Origin of the sequence: Microseira sp. BLCC-F43 (assembly GCF_041929235.1) — a bacterium.
Taxonomy (GTDB): Bacteria; Cyanobacteriota; Cyanobacteriia; order Cyanobacteriales; family Aerosakkonemataceae; genus Microseira.
Genome location: NZ_JBHFNP010000348.1, coordinates 46,929 through 68,363, shown reverse-complemented (window position 1 = coordinate 68,363; position 21,435 = coordinate 46,929). Strand labels below are relative to the sequence as shown.

General features: G+C 44.2%; 6 protein-coding genes. 3 read left to right on the top strand and 3 right to left on the bottom strand.

Annotation, left to right across the window (positions count from 1 at the left end; translation table 11 throughout):
* Nucleotides 1-168: 168 nt before the first annotated feature.
* From ACE1CM_RS45960 to ACE1CM_RS45950, 3 genes are all read right to left on the bottom strand, one after another.
* Nucleotides 169-1,353 carry a tyrosine-type recombinase/integrase gene (locus ACE1CM_RS45960; RefSeq protein ID WP_374886322.1) on the bottom strand — a complete coding sequence of 395 codons (1,185 nt, stop codon included), beginning with the start codon at nt 1,351-1,353 and terminating at the stop codon, nt 169-171.
* Between the two features lie 544 nt (nt 1,354-1,897).
* A complete protein-coding gene (locus ACE1CM_RS45955; RefSeq protein WP_374886321.1) occupies nt 1,898-3,040 on the bottom strand; it encodes a PepSY-associated TM helix domain-containing protein in 1,143 nt (380 codons plus the stop codon).
* A 72-nt stretch (nt 3,041-3,112) separates the two neighbouring features.
* Entirely contained in the window at nt 3,113-5,842 is a 2,730-nt protein-coding gene (locus tag ACE1CM_RS45950) for a TonB-dependent siderophore receptor (protein ID WP_374886320.1), read from the bottom strand.
* A 658-nt stretch (nt 5,843-6,500) separates the two neighbouring features.
* Between ACE1CM_RS45950 and ACE1CM_RS45945 the strand changes: the two genes are divergently transcribed.
* From ACE1CM_RS45945 to ACE1CM_RS45935, 3 genes are read left to right on the top strand one after another with little or no spacing between them, the layout of a single operon-like run.
* The gene (locus ACE1CM_RS45945; protein WP_374886319.1) at nt 6,501-11,849 is read left to right on the top strand and encodes an amino acid adenylation domain-containing protein; all 5,349 of its coding nucleotides are present in this window, start codon (nt 6,501-6,503) and stop codon (nt 11,847-11,849) included.
* A 43-nt stretch (nt 11,850-11,892) separates the two neighbouring features.
* The gene (locus ACE1CM_RS45940; RefSeq protein WP_374886318.1) at nt 11,893-16,473 is read left to right on the top strand and encodes a beta-ketoacyl synthase N-terminal-like domain-containing protein; all 4,581 of its coding nucleotides are present in this window, start codon (nt 11,893-11,895) and stop codon (nt 16,471-16,473) included.
* A gap of 39 nt (nt 16,474-16,512) precedes the next feature.
* Entirely contained in the window at nt 16,513-21,249 is a 4,737-nt protein-coding gene (locus tag ACE1CM_RS45935) for an amino acid adenylation domain-containing protein (RefSeq protein WP_374886317.1), read from the top strand.
* The last annotated feature ends 186 nt before the right edge of the window (nt 21,250-21,435 follow it).

Below are 21,435 nucleotides of genomic sequence, written 5' to 3'. Positions count from 1 at the left end.
ATACAATTCTAGCAAACTCAGCATTAAACCGTAATAGTTGGAAACCAAAAAATGGGCGTTATCCCAGTATATTAGAGTACGGTTATGCCCACGTCACCTTTCCGAAATAAAAAAGGATAGCAGTTGTATTTCTATTATCCTCAAACGGTAATTTAGGTGATTGTTATTCTAGAACTCAGGTACTTGTATTTGTTGTAGCGTACCAGTATAGTGCTTCAAGATTATCTCAGGCGAGTTCCCTACCCACTTAGCCACTTGAATGACACTCACGTTAGCTTCTAACGCCGTTGTAATCAAGGTGTGACGGGTATTATACACACAACGGTAACGTTCTACCTTGCCTTCGGTAACTAGACGAGTAACAATACCAGGAATAAACTTACCGTGTCGATTCTTGTAACCTTTCCAAGCACGATTAAGGAAGTTATGACCATCTATTTCTTTGCCTGTTGGAGATGGAAATACTAATGTTTCAGCTGTACAATCTTGAGGTTTAATTGATTGTAGCAATCCTTTTAACTGAGCCATCGGTAATTTACGAGATTTATGTGTTTTCGTACCTTTCCGAATTTTAAAATGGCTACTGAAAGATTCAGAGAATGTAATCTGGGTCATTTCAGGATTAATATCTTTCCATCGTAGAGCTATTGCTTCACCAGTACGGCATCCATTCATAAATAAAAACCGTAAAAAATTGGTGTAATGACTGTAATAACGGTCATTTTGGAAAGCTTCTACGATTGCATCTCGTTCAGTTGCGCTAAAAGGGTCAATATCTTCTGTTTGCTTAGTATTAGTAGCTTTTATAGCCATATCCTGAAAAGGATTGCTATGAATTAACTGACTTTGTACGCCCCAATCACAGCATTCTGATAGATGGGAAAGAATTACTTTGGCAGTATAAGTATACTTATTAGCTAGCAACCAATCACGAATTGCTACTGCATCTTCTATATTCTTACTGGGAAACAATTCAATTGTGTTTTTAATGCGTTTGTAGTTTGTCTTAATAGTTGTTTGTTCGATTAACTGAGCTTTGTAATCTGTGAACTGTTCCCATAACTCATCTAACTTTAGTGCTGTTTTCGGCTTGATGGGTAACACTACTGCTAGATGCTTCTGTGGTTGATACTTTTGGAGCGTAGCATCAAAGATTCCGTTACTAATATCCGATTCAATCTCCCACGCTGTTATCTGTGCTTTCTTAAAGTTCTCTGGTAAGTTCTCTAGTCCTGTGCTTATGTAGCGGCTACCTTCTTTTACAATAGTACGTGGCAATCTTAACCGCAGCTTATTTCTGAATACCTCGACCCCTACCGCACCCTTAACTGCTTTAGCCTGATTTGCAGCCATAGCTATTCTCCATTTAGCTATAATCAGTAGTGCTTTACCATATGATAGCCACCTGATAGCCAAAAAGCAATATGCAGACAAAAAAAGACTCACTCTAGAGATGCTATGGCCTCCAGAGTGAATCTTCCTATTCTTTTGCCAATAGGGTTTCTGGCTGTTGTTTGTTTTAATATCGGAGCGACACGATTTGAACGTGCGACCCCCACTACCCCAAAGTTTTAATTTTATGTCTTAAATTCTTGCTAGCTCTACGCTGTAGTCATTCTCAACAGTTGTTATAACAATTACAGCGGATTGCGAGTGAGGTACAGCATCTCCAAGGGAAGATGGAGAAAAAATTTCTTCTACTCCCTTTGTCTTCCTTGTCTCGCTTGTCTCCCTTGTCCCCTTGAGTCTCCCTCATGTACCATCACCGAGTGCAACCCGCTGTAATGGTGTTGTAGGGGCGGGTTTTACCCAAAACGTTTGATAGTAAGCGAATTATATTTATAAACCCGCCCCTTGCGTGGGATGCCGATGCAAGTGGACATGATATAAGTCCCGTTCAAAAATGGTCAGTTTGAACAGAAACTTTTTGCCTATGACGTATTGCCTCAACGCGACGAGCTATTAACCACAGTCGTCGTCGCCACAATGCCAAGCCAGTGATAAGTAAAACAACGACTACACAGCCGATAAATGCATACAGAATTCGCATTGGCAGCCCACCATAGCTGCCTATATGCAGGATATACTGTGCATCCAAAATCCGGGTTGCCAGCGTTGCTTTTCGGGGGTCATCAATCTGCAAGACTTTACCTGTGTATTGATCGAGATAAACGTAGAGATGTTTGTTAAACTCATTTTTTTCTTGAGGAAATATCATCCACACAACAAATGGATCTTGGGTATTTTTTGTTGGATAAAACTTGAAAGTTCTTGTTCCCGGTAAAGCTAACGAGGCTTTCTTTAGCAGTCCATCCACACTCATAGAAGGCACGCCAGCTACAACCTTGGATGTGGGTTCGCCCAGTTGTGGCGGCGTACCAACCATCGAGTAAACTGCTGATTCAAACTGAGTCGAAAAAATCATTGCTACCCCTGTGAAGGTAATTAAACTCAGAAACACGACTGACAAGATTCCTCCAACTTTGTGGATATCGTAATGAACCAGTATTGTCGGAGATTTCCAGCGAATCTGAAAGCCAGTAGCAACCTTTCTCCATCCAGGCCATAAAATAATTCCAGTGATACTCAAAAACAATAGCGACAAGCCATAGATCCCCACAACTGTCTTACCAGTGTCACCAGCAAAGAGTTTTACGTGTAGATCGAGCAAGATACCATAAAGAGTCTGTTCCCAAGGGCGAGAACCAAGGATTTTACCGTTGTAAGGGTTGATGAAAACATCGGTAAATCGCTCCTGCGGTGAGGTCATTAACACCGTGTAAGTTTCATTAGGTTTTTGGGGAACCAAGACTCGCTGTGGCTTGAGTTCTGGATAAGCTTTTTGAGCAGTATCGACTACCCTCTGTACCGATATTTGCTGACTTTGGGGAGTGACATAAAATAGCTTTGGATTTAGCAAGCGCTCGATTTCTTCTGAAAAAACTAGCACGCTACCAGTTAAGCAGATAATCACCAGTAATATTCCTGTCATCACCCCTGCATATCGGTGCAAAAATAAGGAAAAATAACGTAATTTCATTGGAATTTACTCCCAAAATCAATACCTTCAGCATTGCTGTTCTCCTATTAAAGATAACAGCAATTTAACCACTTAAAAGTTGATTGAAAACGTGCCTTGGATAGTCAGAGGTGCGCCCGGATAAACTCCATCTCTGAAAGTGGCACTCTCAAAGTATCTCTCGTTAGACAAGTTTTTGAAATTCAAAGCTGCTCGCCAATTGTCGCCTCTGTAATAAATCGCTGCATCGGTTCGCAGATAACTGGGCAACTCGATAGTATTAGCTAAGTCTCCCTTTCTATCGCCAACTGCAAAAACCCCGGCTCCAAATCCTAAACCCCGGAAAGTTCCTGATTGAATTTCATAAGTAGCCCATAAACTGCCGCTGTGTCGCGGTACGTTGTTAAATTCATTGCCCTCGTTACCGCTATTGTCTTTGGTGATTTCCGTGTCGGTGAAAGCATAACCAGCAATGATGTTAAATCCTGGTAGGATTTGCCCAACTACATTGAACTCGATTCCTCGACTTTGCTGTTCGCCAACCTGGATACTAAATTGCGGTCGTTCCGGATCGATAGTAGTCATATTTTGCTTGGTAATTTGATACGCCGCCAGCGTCGCCGAAAGCCTTCCGTTTAAAAGTTCGGTTTTCACACCTACTTCAAATTGTTGGCTAGTAGTCGGTTCAAACGGTGTTCCGTCCGCATTTCTGGTACCAACTGAAAAAGATGGTGCGAAGGAACGACTGTAACTGGCATATAGGGAAACTGGTTCTATCGGTTGATAAACAATACCAACGCGAGGACTGAAGGCTGTGTCTTCTTGGGATAAAGATTCGTCGGTTATCTTATTGTCCGTTAGTTGTTCAACCCAGTCATAGCGTCCACCCAGGAGAATTTTTACGCTGTCTCCGATTGAAATTAAATTCTGCAAATAAACGCCGACTAGATTTTGTTGATCGAAAGTTCTTTGGGAGAGAGTGTACGAGAGGCGAGGAATTCCATAAACCGGGTCAAACAAATCAATCGATGGCACATCTGCGTTGAATAATTCCAAATCTTGATCGGTTCGCCGTAGTTCCACACCCGCTAAAAGTTCTTGCTTGACAATGCCAGTCCGAACCGTGCCGATAACATCAGTTTGCAGGGCGTAGTTTTGTGCATCTAGGTTATTGCGGAATGCACCGCGACTGACTGTTCTGTTATCTTCTAGAAGGCTGTTGGTAAAAATTACATCCTCATCAATGTTGAGCAATTCTGCTCTAAAAGAATTTCGCAGCCTCAAGTTATCGCTGAATCGGTGTTCCAAGCGATATCCAGCACTACTAACGCTGCGAATTTGATCTTCTCTAGTTGGATCTCCCAAATATCGGGATATGGGTACTCGCCCAAAAGGATTTGGCAAAATCGTGCCAGCAGCTGGTAAACCAGCGTAGTCTAGTCGATTGTCACGCTGATACTGACCTTCAAAACTCAGGGTTGTATTTTGACCAAGTTGAAGACTAACAACTGGAGCAACAAAATATCGTTCTAAATCTAAGAAATCAACAAAAGTGTTAGAGTTTTGATACGCGGCATTCAAACGGTAAAGAGCGGTTCTATCGGCATTTAACGGGCCTGAGATATCGATTGTGGGTCGATAAAAATCAAAGTTGCCAATGGTCAGTTCGACGGAATAAAAAGGATCTCGTAGGGGTTGCTTTGTCGTAAGATTTATGATGCCGCCCGGTTCCCCCTGTCCGTAAAGTACTGAAGCAGGGCCTTTGAGGACTTCAACTTGTTCGATGTTAGCTGTTTCTTGATTGAGGTTGAAGCCGCCGAACGCATTTCTAACGCCATTTGTGAAGTAATCGCGACCGCTGGAAAAGCCTCGGCTTTTAAAGGCATCGCCAAAAATAGTCAAAGCACTGTTATCTGGAGCGACGCCAGGAACGTTACGAAGCGCATCGCTAAGCTGGGTAGCTCCTTGATCTTCCAACACCTGCTGAGGAATTACCTGAATTGTTTGGGGAATGTCGCGTGTCGGCGTATCTGTCCTTGTCGCCGTTGAGGCGGAAGGTACTTGATATCTTGAAAGTCGCTCACCAGTCACAGTCACTTCAATTGACTCTTCTCTGGAAGGCTGAACCCCTGGAGTTGCTGGTTCTGGCGGTATTGTAGTACCGGGTTCTCGTCCAGGCTGTGTTCGTTGGACGGGGGGTATTGCAGCACCGGGTTCTCCTCCGGGCGGTGTTGGTTCCCCTGGCGGTACCACTGCACCAGGCTCGGTTGATGGTTGGGTTGGTTGGACTGGCGATAATACTACACCGGGTTGAGTCGGTGGTTGGGTTGGTTCCGTTGGCGGCACTACTGCACCGGGTTCTTGGCTGGGAGTTGTTGGTACCATTCCTGGTGTTGGTCGCACGGCTGTTGTACCGGGAGCGGCACTCAAGCTGAGTACTAAAGCTCCATCGCGAGTAAGTACTTGTGCTGTTGGTACGCCTGCTTCGCTGATGACTTTAACGCGGATACTGTTGGCATCGAGTGAGGTGACTTGTACCGAACGAATCCCCGGCGCTGGGTTGTCGGCGCGAAAAATGTCGCTCCCTGGTAGACGTAACCGAGTGGTAATGATGTCGGTAATTAGGGTTTGACCAGAGCTGGCACTAAAGGCTTGCAGCGGTTTTCCATCTTTTGTTTCTAAGACGATCTCGATACCGCTCGGCGTCTGGTTGATCCGAACGGCGGTCACTTCGGCGAATTCGGCTCGTGCTGGTGTTGCCACTAGCGCTGATACTGCTCCAGCCAGTGCAAGGCTGTTGAGTAATTGCTGTTGTCTGTTCACTGCTTCTCACACACAATTGGTCTAATTTAATCGCGGTCTATTAGTTCATCTGTACTCAGTCGTTAGGGATAGTACTGAGAGCTTGATGCAAAAGACTCTTAATTAAACTACAGAAAAAAAGCGTTAGTCAATCAAAACTTAATGAAAATAAAATTCATTAACTACTTTGCGTAATACGCTGCTGTAGTCTTGTAAATATACAACATTCATGGTATGTAGCACGCAAAATAGCCATTTTGCCCTCCGTCCAAGGCAAGTACCAGTGGATTAGTTGCTATAAGATATCTACTGGTAATTGCTAATGATGAAAAAGTTATAGAATAGTATTGACATAAATTTGCAGTATGCTAATGTGAATAACTGTCAAAGCTGCTACAAATTGCATCAGGGCTAAATCTGCGCGATCGCAAGCAGCGATCGCGTCTCAAATGCTCGGATGCAATAGCCTCAATCCTCTGGCTAACTACATCAACTGTCGTGTCCGGTTAGCTCAACGCAGTAATTTTCAGCTGAGGAGAAATTGTACTAATGTCAACCAGATTTACTGGACTGTCCGCAGCGTCAGGATTTTAAAGCTTATAGTCGTTGGCTGATTTTTTTTCCACCAACGACGCGGATGGAATTGAATTACGTCAGATGTATGGGGTGCTTAAAGGCGATGATCGATCGTTACAATGACTTGTCGGAACTTCCCTACTGTTGCGCCACTTTAGTAGAACTGTTACGCCACAGGGCGCAAGCGCAGCCAGAACAGACAGCGTATATTTTTCTGCAAGATAAAGAAACCGAGTTTTTACGCCTGACTTATCAACAGTTGGATGCAAAAGCAAAAGCGATCGCAGCAATACTAGAGTCAAAAAAATTAAGCGGCGAACGTGCTTTATTACTTTATCCACCCGGACTCGATTATCTGGCGGCATTTTTTGGCTGTCTTTACGCTGGAGTAGTTGCAGTTCCAGCGTATCCGCCGCGCAATCAACGCAATACGCCCAGAATACAGGCAGTTGTGAAAGATGCAACAGCCGCGATCGCTCTTTGCACAACAACTATTATGTCTAAAGTACAACCCCTGCTCAATTTGGCACAATTACAGTGGTTGACAACAGATATTATCCCTGACGGCATAGAAGAAAATTGGCAAGCGCCTTTAGTTAAAACAGATACATTAGCGTTTCTGCAATATACATCGGGTTCTACAGGGACACCCAAAGGCGTCATGCTCACTCATGGCAACCTCATGCACAATGCTGCCATGACTTACCAACTGATGGAGCATTCCCCTAGTAGCAAATTTGTCTCGTGGTTGCCTGTTTACCACGATATGGGATTGATCGGAGGTATTTTGCAACCCCTGTATGGTGGGTTTCCGTGCATATTAATGTCTCCAGCTTCTTTTTTGCAGAGTCCGTATCGTTGGCTGAAAGCTATTTCCGATTACGGAGGTACGACGAGTGGCGCACCTAATTTCGCCTACGACTTGTGCGTTCAAAAAATTACACCGGAACAACGAAAAACACTCGACTTAAGCACATGGAGCGTCGCGTTTAACGGATCTGAACCTGTGCGATCCGATACGTTAGAGCGATTTTACACCGCTTTTGCCGAGTGCGGTTTTCGTAGGGAAGCTTTCTACCCTTGTTACGGGATGGCGGAAGCAACGCTAATGGTTTCCGGCGTCGTCAAAGAGGCGGTGCCAGCAATTAAAACGGTGCGGGTAGAGGGATTGGAGAGCGATCGCGTTGTTGATGCTTTGATTGAAAATCAGAACGTTCGTTCTTTAGTTAGTTGCGGTCAAAGTATTCCAGAACAGCAAATTGCCATCGTCAATCCGCAAACTTTAACACGTTGCTTGCCAGATGAAGTCGGTGAAGTTTGGGTATCTGGTCCGAGTATAGGTCAAGGTTATTGGCAGAGGATTGCAGAAACAAATCAAACTTTTCATGCGTATATTTCAGATACAGGTGAAGGGCCATTTTTGCGGACTGGGGACTTAGGCTTTTTAGACAACGGCGAACTATTTATTACAGGTCGATCTAAGGATTTAATTATTATCCGAGGTCGCAACCTTTATCCGCAAGATATTGAGCTAACAGCGTACCGCAGCCATGCAGGGTTGCGATCGCATAGTGCCGCCGCTTTTGCTGTCGAGGTTGACAATGAAGAACGGTTGGTAGTCGTGCAAGAATTGGAATTTCGAGCTAAACCAAACGTTGAAAAAATTACCGCAGCGATTCGGAATGCGATCGCGCAAGAATACGAAGTGCAAGTCTATGGTGTAATTTTAGTTAAACCAGGCAGTGTTCCCAAAACTTCTAGCGGTAAAATTCAACGTCTGGCAACTAAGGCAGCGTTTCTTGCAGGTGAACTGGAGGACATAGGTAGTAGCATCCTCCAAAGCATTAATTTTGCAGAAAACGAACCTAAATTACAGCGCGAAGCTCTTTTAAACCTCACAACACGGGAGAGTCAGCCACTTTTAGAAGCGTATTTAATCGAGCAGGTAGCGCGGGTATTGTTAATAGCACCATCACAAATTAATCCCCAACAACCGCTAACGGCTTTAGGAATTGATTCTTTAAAAGTATTTGAATTAAAAAACAGAATTGAAGTTGACCTTGAAGTTTCTGTATCGATAGCCGACTTTTTTGAAGACTTTACTTTGGCCCAGTTAGCAACTAAGCTAATTGCTCAACTGACAACAGGAACGTCGTTACAGCCGCTTGCCAAGATTCGCAATGCTAGTGGCAAATACCCGCTATCTTTTCAAGAGCAGCAATTGTGGTTGGTCGATCGGTTAGCTTCTAACACTCCTGCTTATAACATTCCTATTGCGATTAATTTGGCAGGAAAACTGAACGAAAAAGCATTCGCAGAAAGTCTGAATGAAATTATCAGACGCCATGAAGTTTTGCGGACAAGCTTTGTGGTAGAAAACGGACAACCTGTGGTAGCGATCGCAGAAGTTGTAACCTTTACCCTCGCAGTTGAAGTGTTAGAGAGTAACGCGCGAGTAGAACATATAGCCACCGAGTTCGCGAAACAACCATTTGACTTATCTCATGCACCATTGTTGCGCGCTAAATTGTTGCGCTTAGGTGAAACAGAATATACGTTGCTCATCACTCTGCACCACATTGTGGCGGATGGTTGGTCAATTGGAATTTTAATCAAAGAATTGGCAGCAATTTACGAAGCATTTTCTCAGGAAAAACCCTCCCCACTCCCCAAACTGCCGATCCAGTATGTAGATTTTGCCTATTGGCAACAGCAGCAGGTACAACAAAATATTCAACTTCTACTTGCATATTGGAAACAGCAATTAAAAGGAAAATTGCCAGTTTTAACTCTAAAAGCGGATCGTGCGCGATCGCCTGTTCAAACCTTTAACGGCGCTCAAGCTAAGTTAATTTTACCTCAATACCTCACCCAAGCACTGAAGAACTTGAGCCATCAGGAAGGCGCAACTTTGTTTATGACCTTGCTGGCGGCATTCAAAACCTTACTTTACCGCTATACGGGACAAACAGATATCTTAGTCGGTTCTCCTATTGCCAACCGCAACCGAGGCGAAATAGAGACATTAATTGGGTGTTTTGTCAATATTTTAGTACTGAGAAGCGACCTTTCTGGCGAACCTAGTTTTAGAGAGTTATTAGCACGGGTGCGTCAGATAGCTTTAGGTGCATACGTTCATCAAGATATGCCGTTTGAGAAGTTAGTAGAAGAACTACAGCCAGAGCGAGATCCGAGTTACAATCCTGTTTTTCAAGTGATGTTCGTCCTTCAGAATGTCCCCATACCGGATGCAAATTTATCGAATGTTTCATTCAATTACCAGCCTGGTTATAACGGGACGGCGAAGTTCGATCTGACGCTGTTTATGGAAGAAAGAGAGGAAGAACTGGTTGGAACTTTGGAGTACAACACCGATTTGTTTGAATTTGCTACTATCGAGCGAATGTTGGGGCATTTCCGGACATTGATAGAGGGAATTGTTGTCAATCCAGAACGGGGGATATCGGATTTACCTTTGTTGACAGCAGATGAAGAATATCAGATAATTGTAGAGTGGAATCAAACAAATCAGGAGTGGGAAAAAGATCTCCAGGCTGAATTATTCCACAAGCAATTTGAAGCACAAGTAGAGCGGACGCCGGATGCGATCGCTGTAGTATTTCAAGATCGGCAACTCACGTATCGACAACTCAACCAAAAAGCCAATCAGCTAGCGCACTACCTACAAAAATTAGGTGTTAAGCCAGACATTCTAGTTGGCATATGCGTGGAACGCTCTATCGAAATGTTAGTCGGATTGTTAGGAATTTTGAAAGCTGGTGGTGCTTATGTGCCGCTAGATCCTACATATCCAAAACAGCGGCTAGCATTCATGTTGGAGGAGGTGCAAGCACCCGTTCTGCTAACCCAACAGCACCTAGTTGATTCTGGATTAGATGCGATTAATTTAATTCAAAATTCCCTAGTTGTGTGTCTGGATACAGATTGGCAGAAAATTGACCAATCAAGTCTAGAAAATCCCGTCACTCAGGTAACGGTAGATAACCTAGCCTACGTTATTTATACTTCCGGTTCTACAGGGAAACCCAAAGGCACTTTAATCGAACACCGAGGGTTGACTAATTACTTGAACTGGTGTTCCCAAGCGTATGCTGTAGAGCAAGGAGAGGGAGCGATCGTTCACTCTTCTATTTCCTTCGATATGACAATTACGGGGTTGTTTTCACCCTTGTTGGTAGGTCGTCGAGTTGAACTGCTAGCGGAAGGTTTTAGCATCGAATCTCTCGCGGCTGCATTGCGTCGAGGCTCGAACTTTAGTTTAATTAAAATTACACCTGCTCAATTAGAGTTGCTCAGTCAACAATTATCTCCTGAAGCAGCGGCGGGTAAAACTAGAGCCTTCATTATCGGGGGTGAAAATTTATCAGCGTCGCTCCTTACTTTTTGGCAAAATGCTGCTCCTGAAACCTTGTTGGTGAATGAATACGGACCAACAGAAACCGTAGTTGGATGTTGTGTTTATTGGGTACCATTAAACCAGCATCAGTCAGGGTGGATTCCGATTGGTCGTCCAATTGCCAATACTCAGCTTTATATTTTGGATCAAAAACTGCGACCTGTACCGATTGGAGTTACTGGCGAATTATATATCGGTGGTGCAGGTGTAGCGAGGGGATATCTCAATCGTCCCGATTTGACAAGTGAGCGATTTATTACTAATCCTTTTAGCGAAAAAGAAGGAGCGCGGTTATACAAAACGGGGGATTTAGCTCGCTACCTGCCAGATGGGACAATAGAGTGTTTGGGAAGGATCGACCACGGGGTGAAAATTCGCGGCTTCCGCGTTGAACTAGGAGAGATTGAAGCAGTATTGGGTCAACATCCAGCAGTGCAGGAAGTAGCGATCGCAGCAAGAGAAGATTCTCCCGGCGATCGGCGTTTGGTTGCATATATTGTTCCTCGGTTAAAAGAGGCGATTTCTGTTAGCGAATTGCGGAGTTTTCTCAAGGAAAAACTACCCGAATATATGATACCTTCTGCCTTTGTGACCTTGGCAGCGATGCCGCTCACAATCAACGGCAAGGTAGATCGGCAAGCACTACCAATACCAGAAAATATTCGCCCAGAATTGGCAGTTGCTTACGAGTCGCCTCAAACTCAAGTAGAACGAATCATCGCCAATTTGTGGCAAGAAGTACTTCACCTAGAAAAAGTAGGAATTTATGACAACTTTTTCGATCTCGGCGGTCATTCTTTACTTCTGGTTCAGGTTCATAATAAACTAGAAGAAATCTGGCAAGAAGATATAGAGATTGTTGAATTATTTAAATATCCAACAATTAGCTCTTTGGCGAAATATTTAAGCCAGAAGCATGAAGAACAGCATTTCCTCGAACAAAGTCGCACCAGATCTAACAAACAAAAAGCAGCAATCAATCAACAAAAGCAACTAATGAAAGCTCGGAAACTTATTTCTGAAATAGGCATGTAGCTTGCTTTGGTGTAGCGTTAATTTCTATTTATAGAGAAAGAAAATGAGTAGAACGGAAAATAATCAAGAGATAGAAGGGATAGCTATTATCGGGATGGCGGGACGCTTTCCCGGAGCGAAAAATATTGACAAATTTTGGCATAATTTGCGAGAAGGCATCGAGTCAATTTCTAGTTTTTATGATGAAGAGTTAGTGGCTTCTGGGATAGAGCGGGAGGTTTTGAATCAACCAAATTACGTAAAAGCAGGGGCGATTTTAGAAGATATCGAGTGGTTTGATGCAGCTTTTTTTGGCTTTAATCCCAGAGAAGCTGCAATGACAGATCCGCAACATCGACTGTTTTTGGAGTGCGCCTGGGAAGCTTTAGAAGATGCTGGCTACAATAGCGAAACTTATACAGGTCAAATTGGGACTTACGCTGGCACGGGATGGAGCAGCTATCTGTTTAACAACCTGCATTCAAACCCCGAATTTGTTGAATCAGTTGGTGGTTATCAAACTTTGATTGGTAACGATAAAGATTTTCTGGCAACGCGAGTTGCTTACAAATTAAACCTGACTGGACCGAGTATTAATATTCAAACCGCTTGTTCGACCTCTTTAGTGGCTATTAGTACAGCTTGCCAAAGCTTATTGAACTATCAATGCGACATGGCTTTAGCGGGTGGCGTTAGCGTATTTGTGCCGCACAAAGCTGGTTATTTCTATCAAGAAGGGGGAATTTTATCTCCTGACGGACATTGCCGCGCCTTTGATGCTAAAGCTGGGGGTACTGTAATTGGTAATGGTGCGGGTATTGTAGTTTTAAAGCGGTTAGAAGATGCTTTAGCAGATGGCGATCGCATTGATGCAGTCATCAAAGGTTTCGCCATCAATAACGATGGTGCAGGGAAAGTGGGGTACACAGCACCCAGCGTGGATGGTCAAAGTGCAGCGATCGCACAAGCACTCGCCTTAGCTGGGATTGAACCGGAAGCGATCGCATATATTGAAACTCACGGAACTGCAACAACTTTAGGCGATCCAATTGAAATTGCCGCTTTAACCCAAGCGTTTCGTACTAGCACTAATAAACGAGGATTTTGTGCGATTGGTTCGGTGAAAACTAACATCGGACATTTGGATGCAGCAGCAGGCGTAACGGGTTTGATCAAAACAGTCCTCGCGCTCAAAAACGAACAAATTCCCCCCAGTTTACATTTTGAACAACCCAATCCTAAAATTAATTTCACCAACAGTCCTTTTTACGTCAATACCAAACTCTCAGAATGGAAAAGAAACGGCACCCCCCGACGCGCGGGTGTGAGTTCTTTCGGGATTGGCGGTACTAATGCCCACGTTATTCTTGAAGAAAGTCCGATAGTAAAACAGCAGGAAACTCCAAAACCAGAGGAGAGAAAACACCACTTATTAATACTCTCGGCTCGAACAAGCTCGGCATTAGCAACAGCAACGGCAAATTTGGCTGCTTACCTGCAACAGCATCCCGATTTAAACTTAGCTGATGTCGCTTACACGCTTCAAGTTGGTCGCCAAATGTTTGAGCATCGCCAGATACTTGTTTGCGAAAATATTGACGATGCAGTTAAGGCGATCTCAACCTTGGATGCTCAACGCATCTTGACTCAAATTAACGAACAGATAAAGCGTCCCATCGCATTTATGTTCTCTGGTCAAGGTTCTCAGTACGTTAATATGGGTCGGGAACTTTACCAGAACCAACCGATATTTAAAGCGCAAATTGATCGCTGTGCAGAATTGCTTAAACCGCACTTAAAACTCGATCTGCGGCACATATTGTACCCCAACGAAGAACAGAGTGAAGCTGCTATTGAGCAACTTAAACAAACTTCCATTACTCAACCTGCACTGTTTGCGATTGAATATGCTTTGGCTCAGTTATGGATGGCGTGGGGCGTGCATCCCCAAGCACTGATCGGTCACAGTATTGGAGAGTATGTAGCTGCCACTATTGCAGGTGTTTTCACCCTAGAAGAAGCGTTAAAGTTAGTAGCAATTCGCGGGCAACTGATGCAACAATTGCCGACGGGAAAAATGCTCTCGATTTCGCTTTCAGAGTCGGAAGTAAAACCGCTGTTGGGAGATGAACTTGCGATCGCTGCCATTAATAGCGATCGCTTGTGCGTGGTTTCCGGTGCAGAACATGCGATCGCTCGCCTACAAGATCGTCTCACCTCACAAAACATCAACTGTCGCCAGTTACATACCTCCCATGCCTTTCATTCTGCGATGATGAATCCCATCCTCGAAACATTCGCAGAAGAGGTGAAAAAAGTTAACCTAAAATCTCCTAAAATTCCGTTTATTTCTAACGTTACCGGGACTTGGATTACCGCAGCAGAAGCAGTTGACCCCAACTATTGGGGTCAACATCTACGACAAACAGTACGCTTCGCAGCAGGTATCGCCGAATTGCTCAAACAGCCAGAGCGCATATTACTAGAAATTGGCCCTGGACGGACGTTGAGTACCTTTGCTAAACAGCATCAGAGTCAGGGACAGATAGTATTAACCTCGATGCGCCATCCCCAAGATTTACAATCGGATCTGGCCTTTTTGCTCAATACTTTAGGTCGGCTTTGGTTGGCTGGCGTGCAGATAGATTGGTCTGCTTTTTATGCCAAAGAACGTCGTTACCGCGTCCCATTACCAACTTATCCATTTGAACGTCAGCGTTACTGGATCGAACCCAAAGAAAAAACTAATAATTCCAGTAATTTGCTCGCCAAAATCAGCAAAAAACCTGACGTTTATGATTGGTTTTACCTACCTTCCTGGAAACGAATTGAACTTTTACAAACCGAACAACCTTTACAACAGTTGTGCTGGTTAGTATTTGTGGATGAATCTGGGCTGGGTTCGCAAATTGTAACCCGGCTGGAACAACAAGGCCACGATGTTGTTACAGTAATGGTGGGAGAACAGTTTAACAGAATTAGCCAGCATCTCTATACAATTAATCCCCAAAACCGGGATGATTGGGAAGCCTTACTCAAGGAACTGCAAATGCTGGGTAAAGTGCCAAATGCAATTGCTCATCTATGGAGTCTCATACCAAACGCGCAGACGCGATCGCCCCAGCAGTTTTTTGAACAATGTCAGCATCTTGGGCTTTACAGTTTGCTTTACTTGACACAAGCGTTAAGTCAACAAAAAATGACTCATCCGCTGCAAATTACAGTCGTAACAAACAACGTACACGACGTAACAGGCGAGGAAAATTTGTGTCCAGAAAAAGCTACAGTGCTAGCAACCTGTAAGGTAATTCCCCAAGAATATCAAAACATCCGCTGCCGAGTTATTGATGTTGCGATTTCCGACGATATTGCAGCGAACAAACTGGCAGACCAACTAATAGTAGAACTAACCGCACAAGCACCAGAAACAATAGTTGCTTACCGAGGAAAACATCGATGGGTGGAAACATTTGAACCAGCGAGGTTGAATCAAACAATTGATGGAACAGCCAAGTTAAGGGAACAAGGAGTTTACTTGATTGCCGGAGCGCTCGGCGATGTTAGTCTGATGTTAGGAGAATATTTGGCGCAAACTGTACGTGCCAAATTAATCTTGATCGAGCATCCAGATTTTCCCGATAGAGACGAATGGGGACAACGCAAAATCCAAGCGATTGAGCAGTTAAGTCCAGAAGTTTTATTTATTGGCGCCGACGTTGCGAATGAAGCACAAATGCAACATGCGATCGCATTAAGCTTAGAGCGCTTTGGCGAGATTCACGGTGTTATTTACGCCGCCGAAAAAAATGACGAAAAATCATTTCGCCCAATTCAACAAACAACCATCAATGAATGCCAATGGCACTTTCAAGCCAAAGCGAATGGACTGTTCGTTTTAGAAAAAGTATTGCAGGGAATCAAGCTTGATTTTTGTGTATTGCAATCTTCTATATCCTCTCTTGTAGGCGGATTCTTTGCCCATTGTGCCGCCAACATCTTTATGGATGCCTTTGTTCGCAAACACAACCAAACCAACTCTATCCCTTGGATAAGTATTAACTGGGAAGGCTGGCAGTTTTGGGAAGAAAGACAAATGACACCGACTGGAACAACAGCAGAATGGGCGCTACTACCTAAAGAAGGTGTAGAAGCTTTTCAAAAGTTTTTATCCATCGGTCAAGTAGAGCGAATAGTTGTTTGCACTACAGATCTGCGAGCTAGAATTAACCAGCAAGAACTAAAATTTATCCGCCAAACAGAACCTTTAAAACAGGCAGATTCTTTGCTCCATCCGAGAGGGAATTTGCCCAATGCTTACGCAGCGCCTAGCAATGAGATTGAGCAAGCGATCGCCAATCTTTGGCAAGAACTACTTGGAATTGAAAAAGTCGGCATTTATGACAACTTTTTCGAGTTGGGAGGACACTCCTTACTTGCCGTCCAGACTGTTTCCCGCATCCGTGAAATTTTCCAAGTAGACTTACCTCTGCGTAACCTAATTTTTGACACTCCTACAGTAGCCGGACTAGCTGAACTCATTGCAGAAAAACAACCTCGACCAGAAGAAATTGACGAAATAGCTCGGCTATTACAAGAAGTAGAAAATCTCTCGCCAGATGAGATCCAAGCCCAACTGGCCAATTAATTAAACTTGAACTTTTTCGACTCGTTGGTTTTAAATCAAATGGATAGCATTGCCAAACGAATTGCAGCCCTTTCACCCGAACAGCGGATTTTGTTTGAACGGCAACTCAAGAAAAAGGGCTTGAATAATCTACAAACTCAAGTAATTCCTAAGAGAAAAGTAGCTAATTGCTTACCGCTGTCTTTTTCACAAGCTAGACTGTGGTTTCTCGACCAGGTGCAGCCTGGTAATCCCTTTTACAATCTTGCTGCGATTGTGCGTCTTGAGGGTTTACTGAACGTAGCGGTTTTAGAGCAAACTTTTAACGAAATTATCAGACGCCATGAAATATTGCGAACTACTTTTCCTACAGTAGAAGGACAACCTATTCAGCTAATTGCCCCTGTTCAGTTTCTCACCATACCAATAACAGATCTGAGAAAATTACCCGCAACCGAACAAGAGCAAGAAATCGATCGCTTGGCAACTCGGCAAGCTCAACAGCCTTTTGATTTGACACAAGCACCCCTGCTGCGAGTGCATCTTTTACAGCTAAGCGAGACAAAACACGCGATGCTTTTAACAATGCACCATATTGTCAGCGATGGTTGGTCGAAAGGCGTGCTAATTCGGGAAGTGGCGGCGCTGTACGAAGCGTTTGCTTCTGGGCGTCCTTCACCACTACCTGAATTGCCGATTCAATATGGCGACTTTGCAATTTGGCAACGAGAGCGATCGCAACCTGAATTATTAGAAAAACAGCTTTCCTACTGGAAACAGCAGCTTAACAACCTGCCCATTTTACACCTGCCCACCGATCGACCCCGACCAACAACCCCCACCTTTGAGGGTGCTTGGGAACCCGTGGTGTTATCGACTACTTTAAAGGAGGCTCTTAACACCCTCAGCCAACAGCAGGGAGTGACGCTATTTATGACCCTGGTGGCGGCATTCAAGATATTGCTGTACCGCTATACAGGATTGGAAGATATAGTTATAGGCTCATCGATCGCTAGTCGCAACCAAGCTGAAATTGAGGGAGCGATCGGGTTTTTCATCAATATGTTAGTCTTGCGGACTAATCTTGCTGAAAATCCCAGTTTTCTCAACTTGCTGAGTCGGGTAAAAGAAGTAACTTTGGGTGCTTACGCGCATCAAGATGTACCGTTTGAAATGCTGGTGGAATTGCAGCAGGAACGCAATTTAACCTACAACCCGCTATTTCAAGTATCGCTGACTTTGAATAATGCCCCAATGCCGCCCTTGCAGGTTGGCAACCTCACCTTGAACGTCCAAGAAATTGACAACAAAACGTCAAAGTTTGATTTATCGCTTTACCTATTCGACACGGCAGAGGGTCTTAATGGTTGGTTTGAATACAGTACAGCATTGTTTGATGCTGCCACAATCCGCCGCATGGTCGGACATTTCCAAACTTTGCTAGAAACCATTATTGCCAACCCGTCTCAGCGCATTTCAAACTTACCAATTTTAACCGCAGCAGAACGGCATAATCTGCTAGTAAAGTGGAATGACACAAAGACAGACTATCCCGATGACCAAGGCGTTCACCAGCTATTTGAGGCACAGGTAGAAGCGACACCAGATGCTGTTGCTGTAGTCTTCCAAAACGAACAACTCACTTATCGGCAACTGAACGAGCGAGCGAATCAACTGGCGCATTACTTGCAAAAACTAGGAGTCGCTCCTAATAGTTTAGTCGGCATTTGTGTAGAGCGATCGCTCGACATGGTAATAGCACTGCTGGGCATTCTCAAAGCAGGTTTTGCCTATGTCCCCCTCGATCCGGCTTATCCTTCCTCCCGCATCGCCTTCATGCTAGAAGATGCCCAAGTAGCCCTTTTAGTAACTCAATCCCAATTAGTCCCAGCATTACCTTCACATAATGCGATCGTTGTCTGTTTGGATACCGACTCCGAACAAATTAACCAGGGCGACGCCCACAATCCTAACAATACATTTACCCCAGAAAACTTAGCCTATGTAATTTATACCTCCGGCTCCACAGGAACACCCAAAGGCGTACAAATTCCCTTTGGTGCATTAGTTAACTTTTTAACTGCGATGCGCCAAACACTAGGGTTAAACGAACAAGATATCCTGCTTGGCGTAACTACTTTGTCGTTTGATATTGCAGCGCTGGAACTGTTTTTACCCTTGATTGTTGGGGCGCGAGTAGCGATCGCCAGCCGCCAAGTAGCTACGGATGGTACTGAGTTATTAAAGCAACTACTTGAAAAAAATATTACGGTGATGCAAGCCACACCCGCTACCTGGAGGCTACTATTAGCAGCCGGATGGCAAGGTAGTCCGGGGTTAAAAATCCTTTGTGGTGGTGAAGCGCTTGATACCAAACTCGCCGATGAATTGCGCTTGAGGGGCGAGCAAGTGTGGAACTTATATGGCCCAACAGAAACTACAATTTGGTCAATTATCGATCGAGTTGAGGCTGGTGCGATCGCAATTGGTCGTCCAATAGGCAATACCCAAATTTATATTCTCGATCCAAATTTACAACCAGTGCCAGTGGGAGTAATAGGAGAACTTTACATCGGCGGTGCAGGTGTAGCAAAAGGATATCTTAACCGTTCTGAATTAACAGCGGAGCGTTTCATTTCAAACCCGTTTGAAATCGGTGATAGTCGGGTGTACAAAACTGGAGATTTAGCGCGTTATCTTCCTAACGGCAATATCGAGTATTTGGGAAGAAGCGATTTTCAAGTAAAACTGCGAGGTTTTAGGATTGAACTGTTAGAAATTGAGGCAACGCTCAATCAACATCCGGAGGTGCGAGAAACTGCGGTTGTACTGCGCGAAGATGAGCCAGGAAATCGACGTTTGGTCGCCTATGTTGTTCCTAAAGCCCCCCTTATGAAGGGGGGGTTGGGGGGATCAGAAACGCCTGAAACCACCCAATTACCTAACACCTGCGTAAATCCAGATCTAGTACCGCAATTGCGTAGTTACTTGCAGGCGAAACTACCAGAATATTTTATTCCTTCCGCTTTTGTAATCCTGGAAACTTTACCCCTAACACCCAACGGTAAAATAGATCGGCGAAGTCTTCCAGCACCCGACACAACAAGACCTGAATTAGAAGCCGTTTATACAGCACCTTCCACTCCTATTGAGAAGGTACTAGCCCAAGTTTGGGCGCAAGTTCTCAATCTGGAAAAAGTAGGTATCCACGACAACTTTTTTGCCTTGGGCGGAGATTCAATCAGAAGTATTCAAATTCTCTATCGCGCTCAAGAACAAGGCTTAAACTTTTCCGTGTCGCAGTTGTTTCAATATCAAACCATTCACAAATTAGCGCAAGAAATTCAACGTCACGAAGCCAACAATGCAAATTGCGAGCAAGTTCAACCCTTCAGTCTCATTACTGTAGCAGACCGAGAGAAGTTATCTAATGATATAGAAGATGCCTATCCCTTGGCTATGCTGCAAACGGGGATGCTTTTCCACAGCGCGTACAGCGTAGACTCTAATGTTTACCACGATGTTTTCAGCTTCCACCTAAAAGCTACTTTCGATTTGCCAGCGTTGCAAGCATCTGTACAACAGTTAGCAACTCGACATCCCGTACTTCGGACTTCATTCGATCTGAGTAATTTTAGCGAACCTTTGCAGTTAGTCCACCCAACAGCGTGTATTCCATTGCAAGTGGAAGATCTTCGCCACCTTGCACCTAACGCGCAAGAGAAAGTTTTGGCTGTCTGGATGGAAAGCGAAAAGTGCCACAAATTTGACTGGACACAGCCACCATTATTACGCTTTCAAGTTCATCGCCTTAGCGAAGAAACATTTCAATTTGCATTGAGTTTTCACCACGCCATTCTCGATGGATGGAGTATGGTATCTCTGCTCAACGAGTTGTTTCATCACTATTTTTATTTGTTGGGAGAACAAATTGATTCCACCTTAGCATCGCCTGCGATCGCATACCGGGAATTTGTGGCGTTGCAGCGACAAGCGATCGCATCCCAAGAACACCGCTGCTTCTGGATGGAAAAGTTGCATTCCAGTACAATCACCCAGCTACCCCGCTGGAATTTTACCGCTCAAAGTACTGGCGTCGCAGCAATTCGAGTGCCAATATCGCCAGAAGTTTCCCACAATCTAAAACAGCTAGCGGTATCGGCAAACGTTCCGCTCAAAAGCGTTTTGCTCGCTGCTCATCTGCGGGTATTAAGCTTGCTCAGCGGACAGTCGGACGTAGTGACGGGACTTTCATCGAATAGCAGACCAGAAACAACCGATGGCGATCGCATATTAGGTTTGTTCCTTAACACCTTACCATTTCGCTTCAAACTAAAAGCAGGCACTTGGCTAGATTTAGTACGGCAAACTTTTGACGCCGAACGAGAATTACTGCCACACCGACGCTATCCCCTACCCCAGATCCAAAGAGATTTAGGTCAACAACGCCTGTTTGAAGTATCCTTTAACTTTACTCACTTTCACATTTCCCAACGTCTTTACAAATTAAGCAGTCTGGAAGTTTTAGGTATCCGCGAATTTGGTTTCACAGACTTTGTTTTGTTAGCCAACTTTAGTTTAGACGTGAACTCATCCCAAATTCAACTTTCAGTAAATTGCAAAATCTGCCACGATCAAGCAGAAGAAATTGGTAGCTGCTATGCCCAAATCCTCGCAGCAATGGCTAAAAATCCCCAGGAATCCTCCCAACATTTTGACCCGAACCCACACAAAGAAATGCAACGCCAGAAACTAACAACCATCAAGCGCAAACTTATTGTTGAAACAGGAAGATAAATCACGATATCAAATACGTTTATATCTGAGATTTTGTCAGGTAGTATCGGTGCTGTATAAGCCGGGGCGGGTTTATAAAATTGATCTGTTAGCGTCATAAATTTTTGGTAAAACCCGCCCCTACACAACCTGAAAATATACACTACCGAGCCAACCAGAACCTTTTCTCTTCCTCTGCGTCCTCTG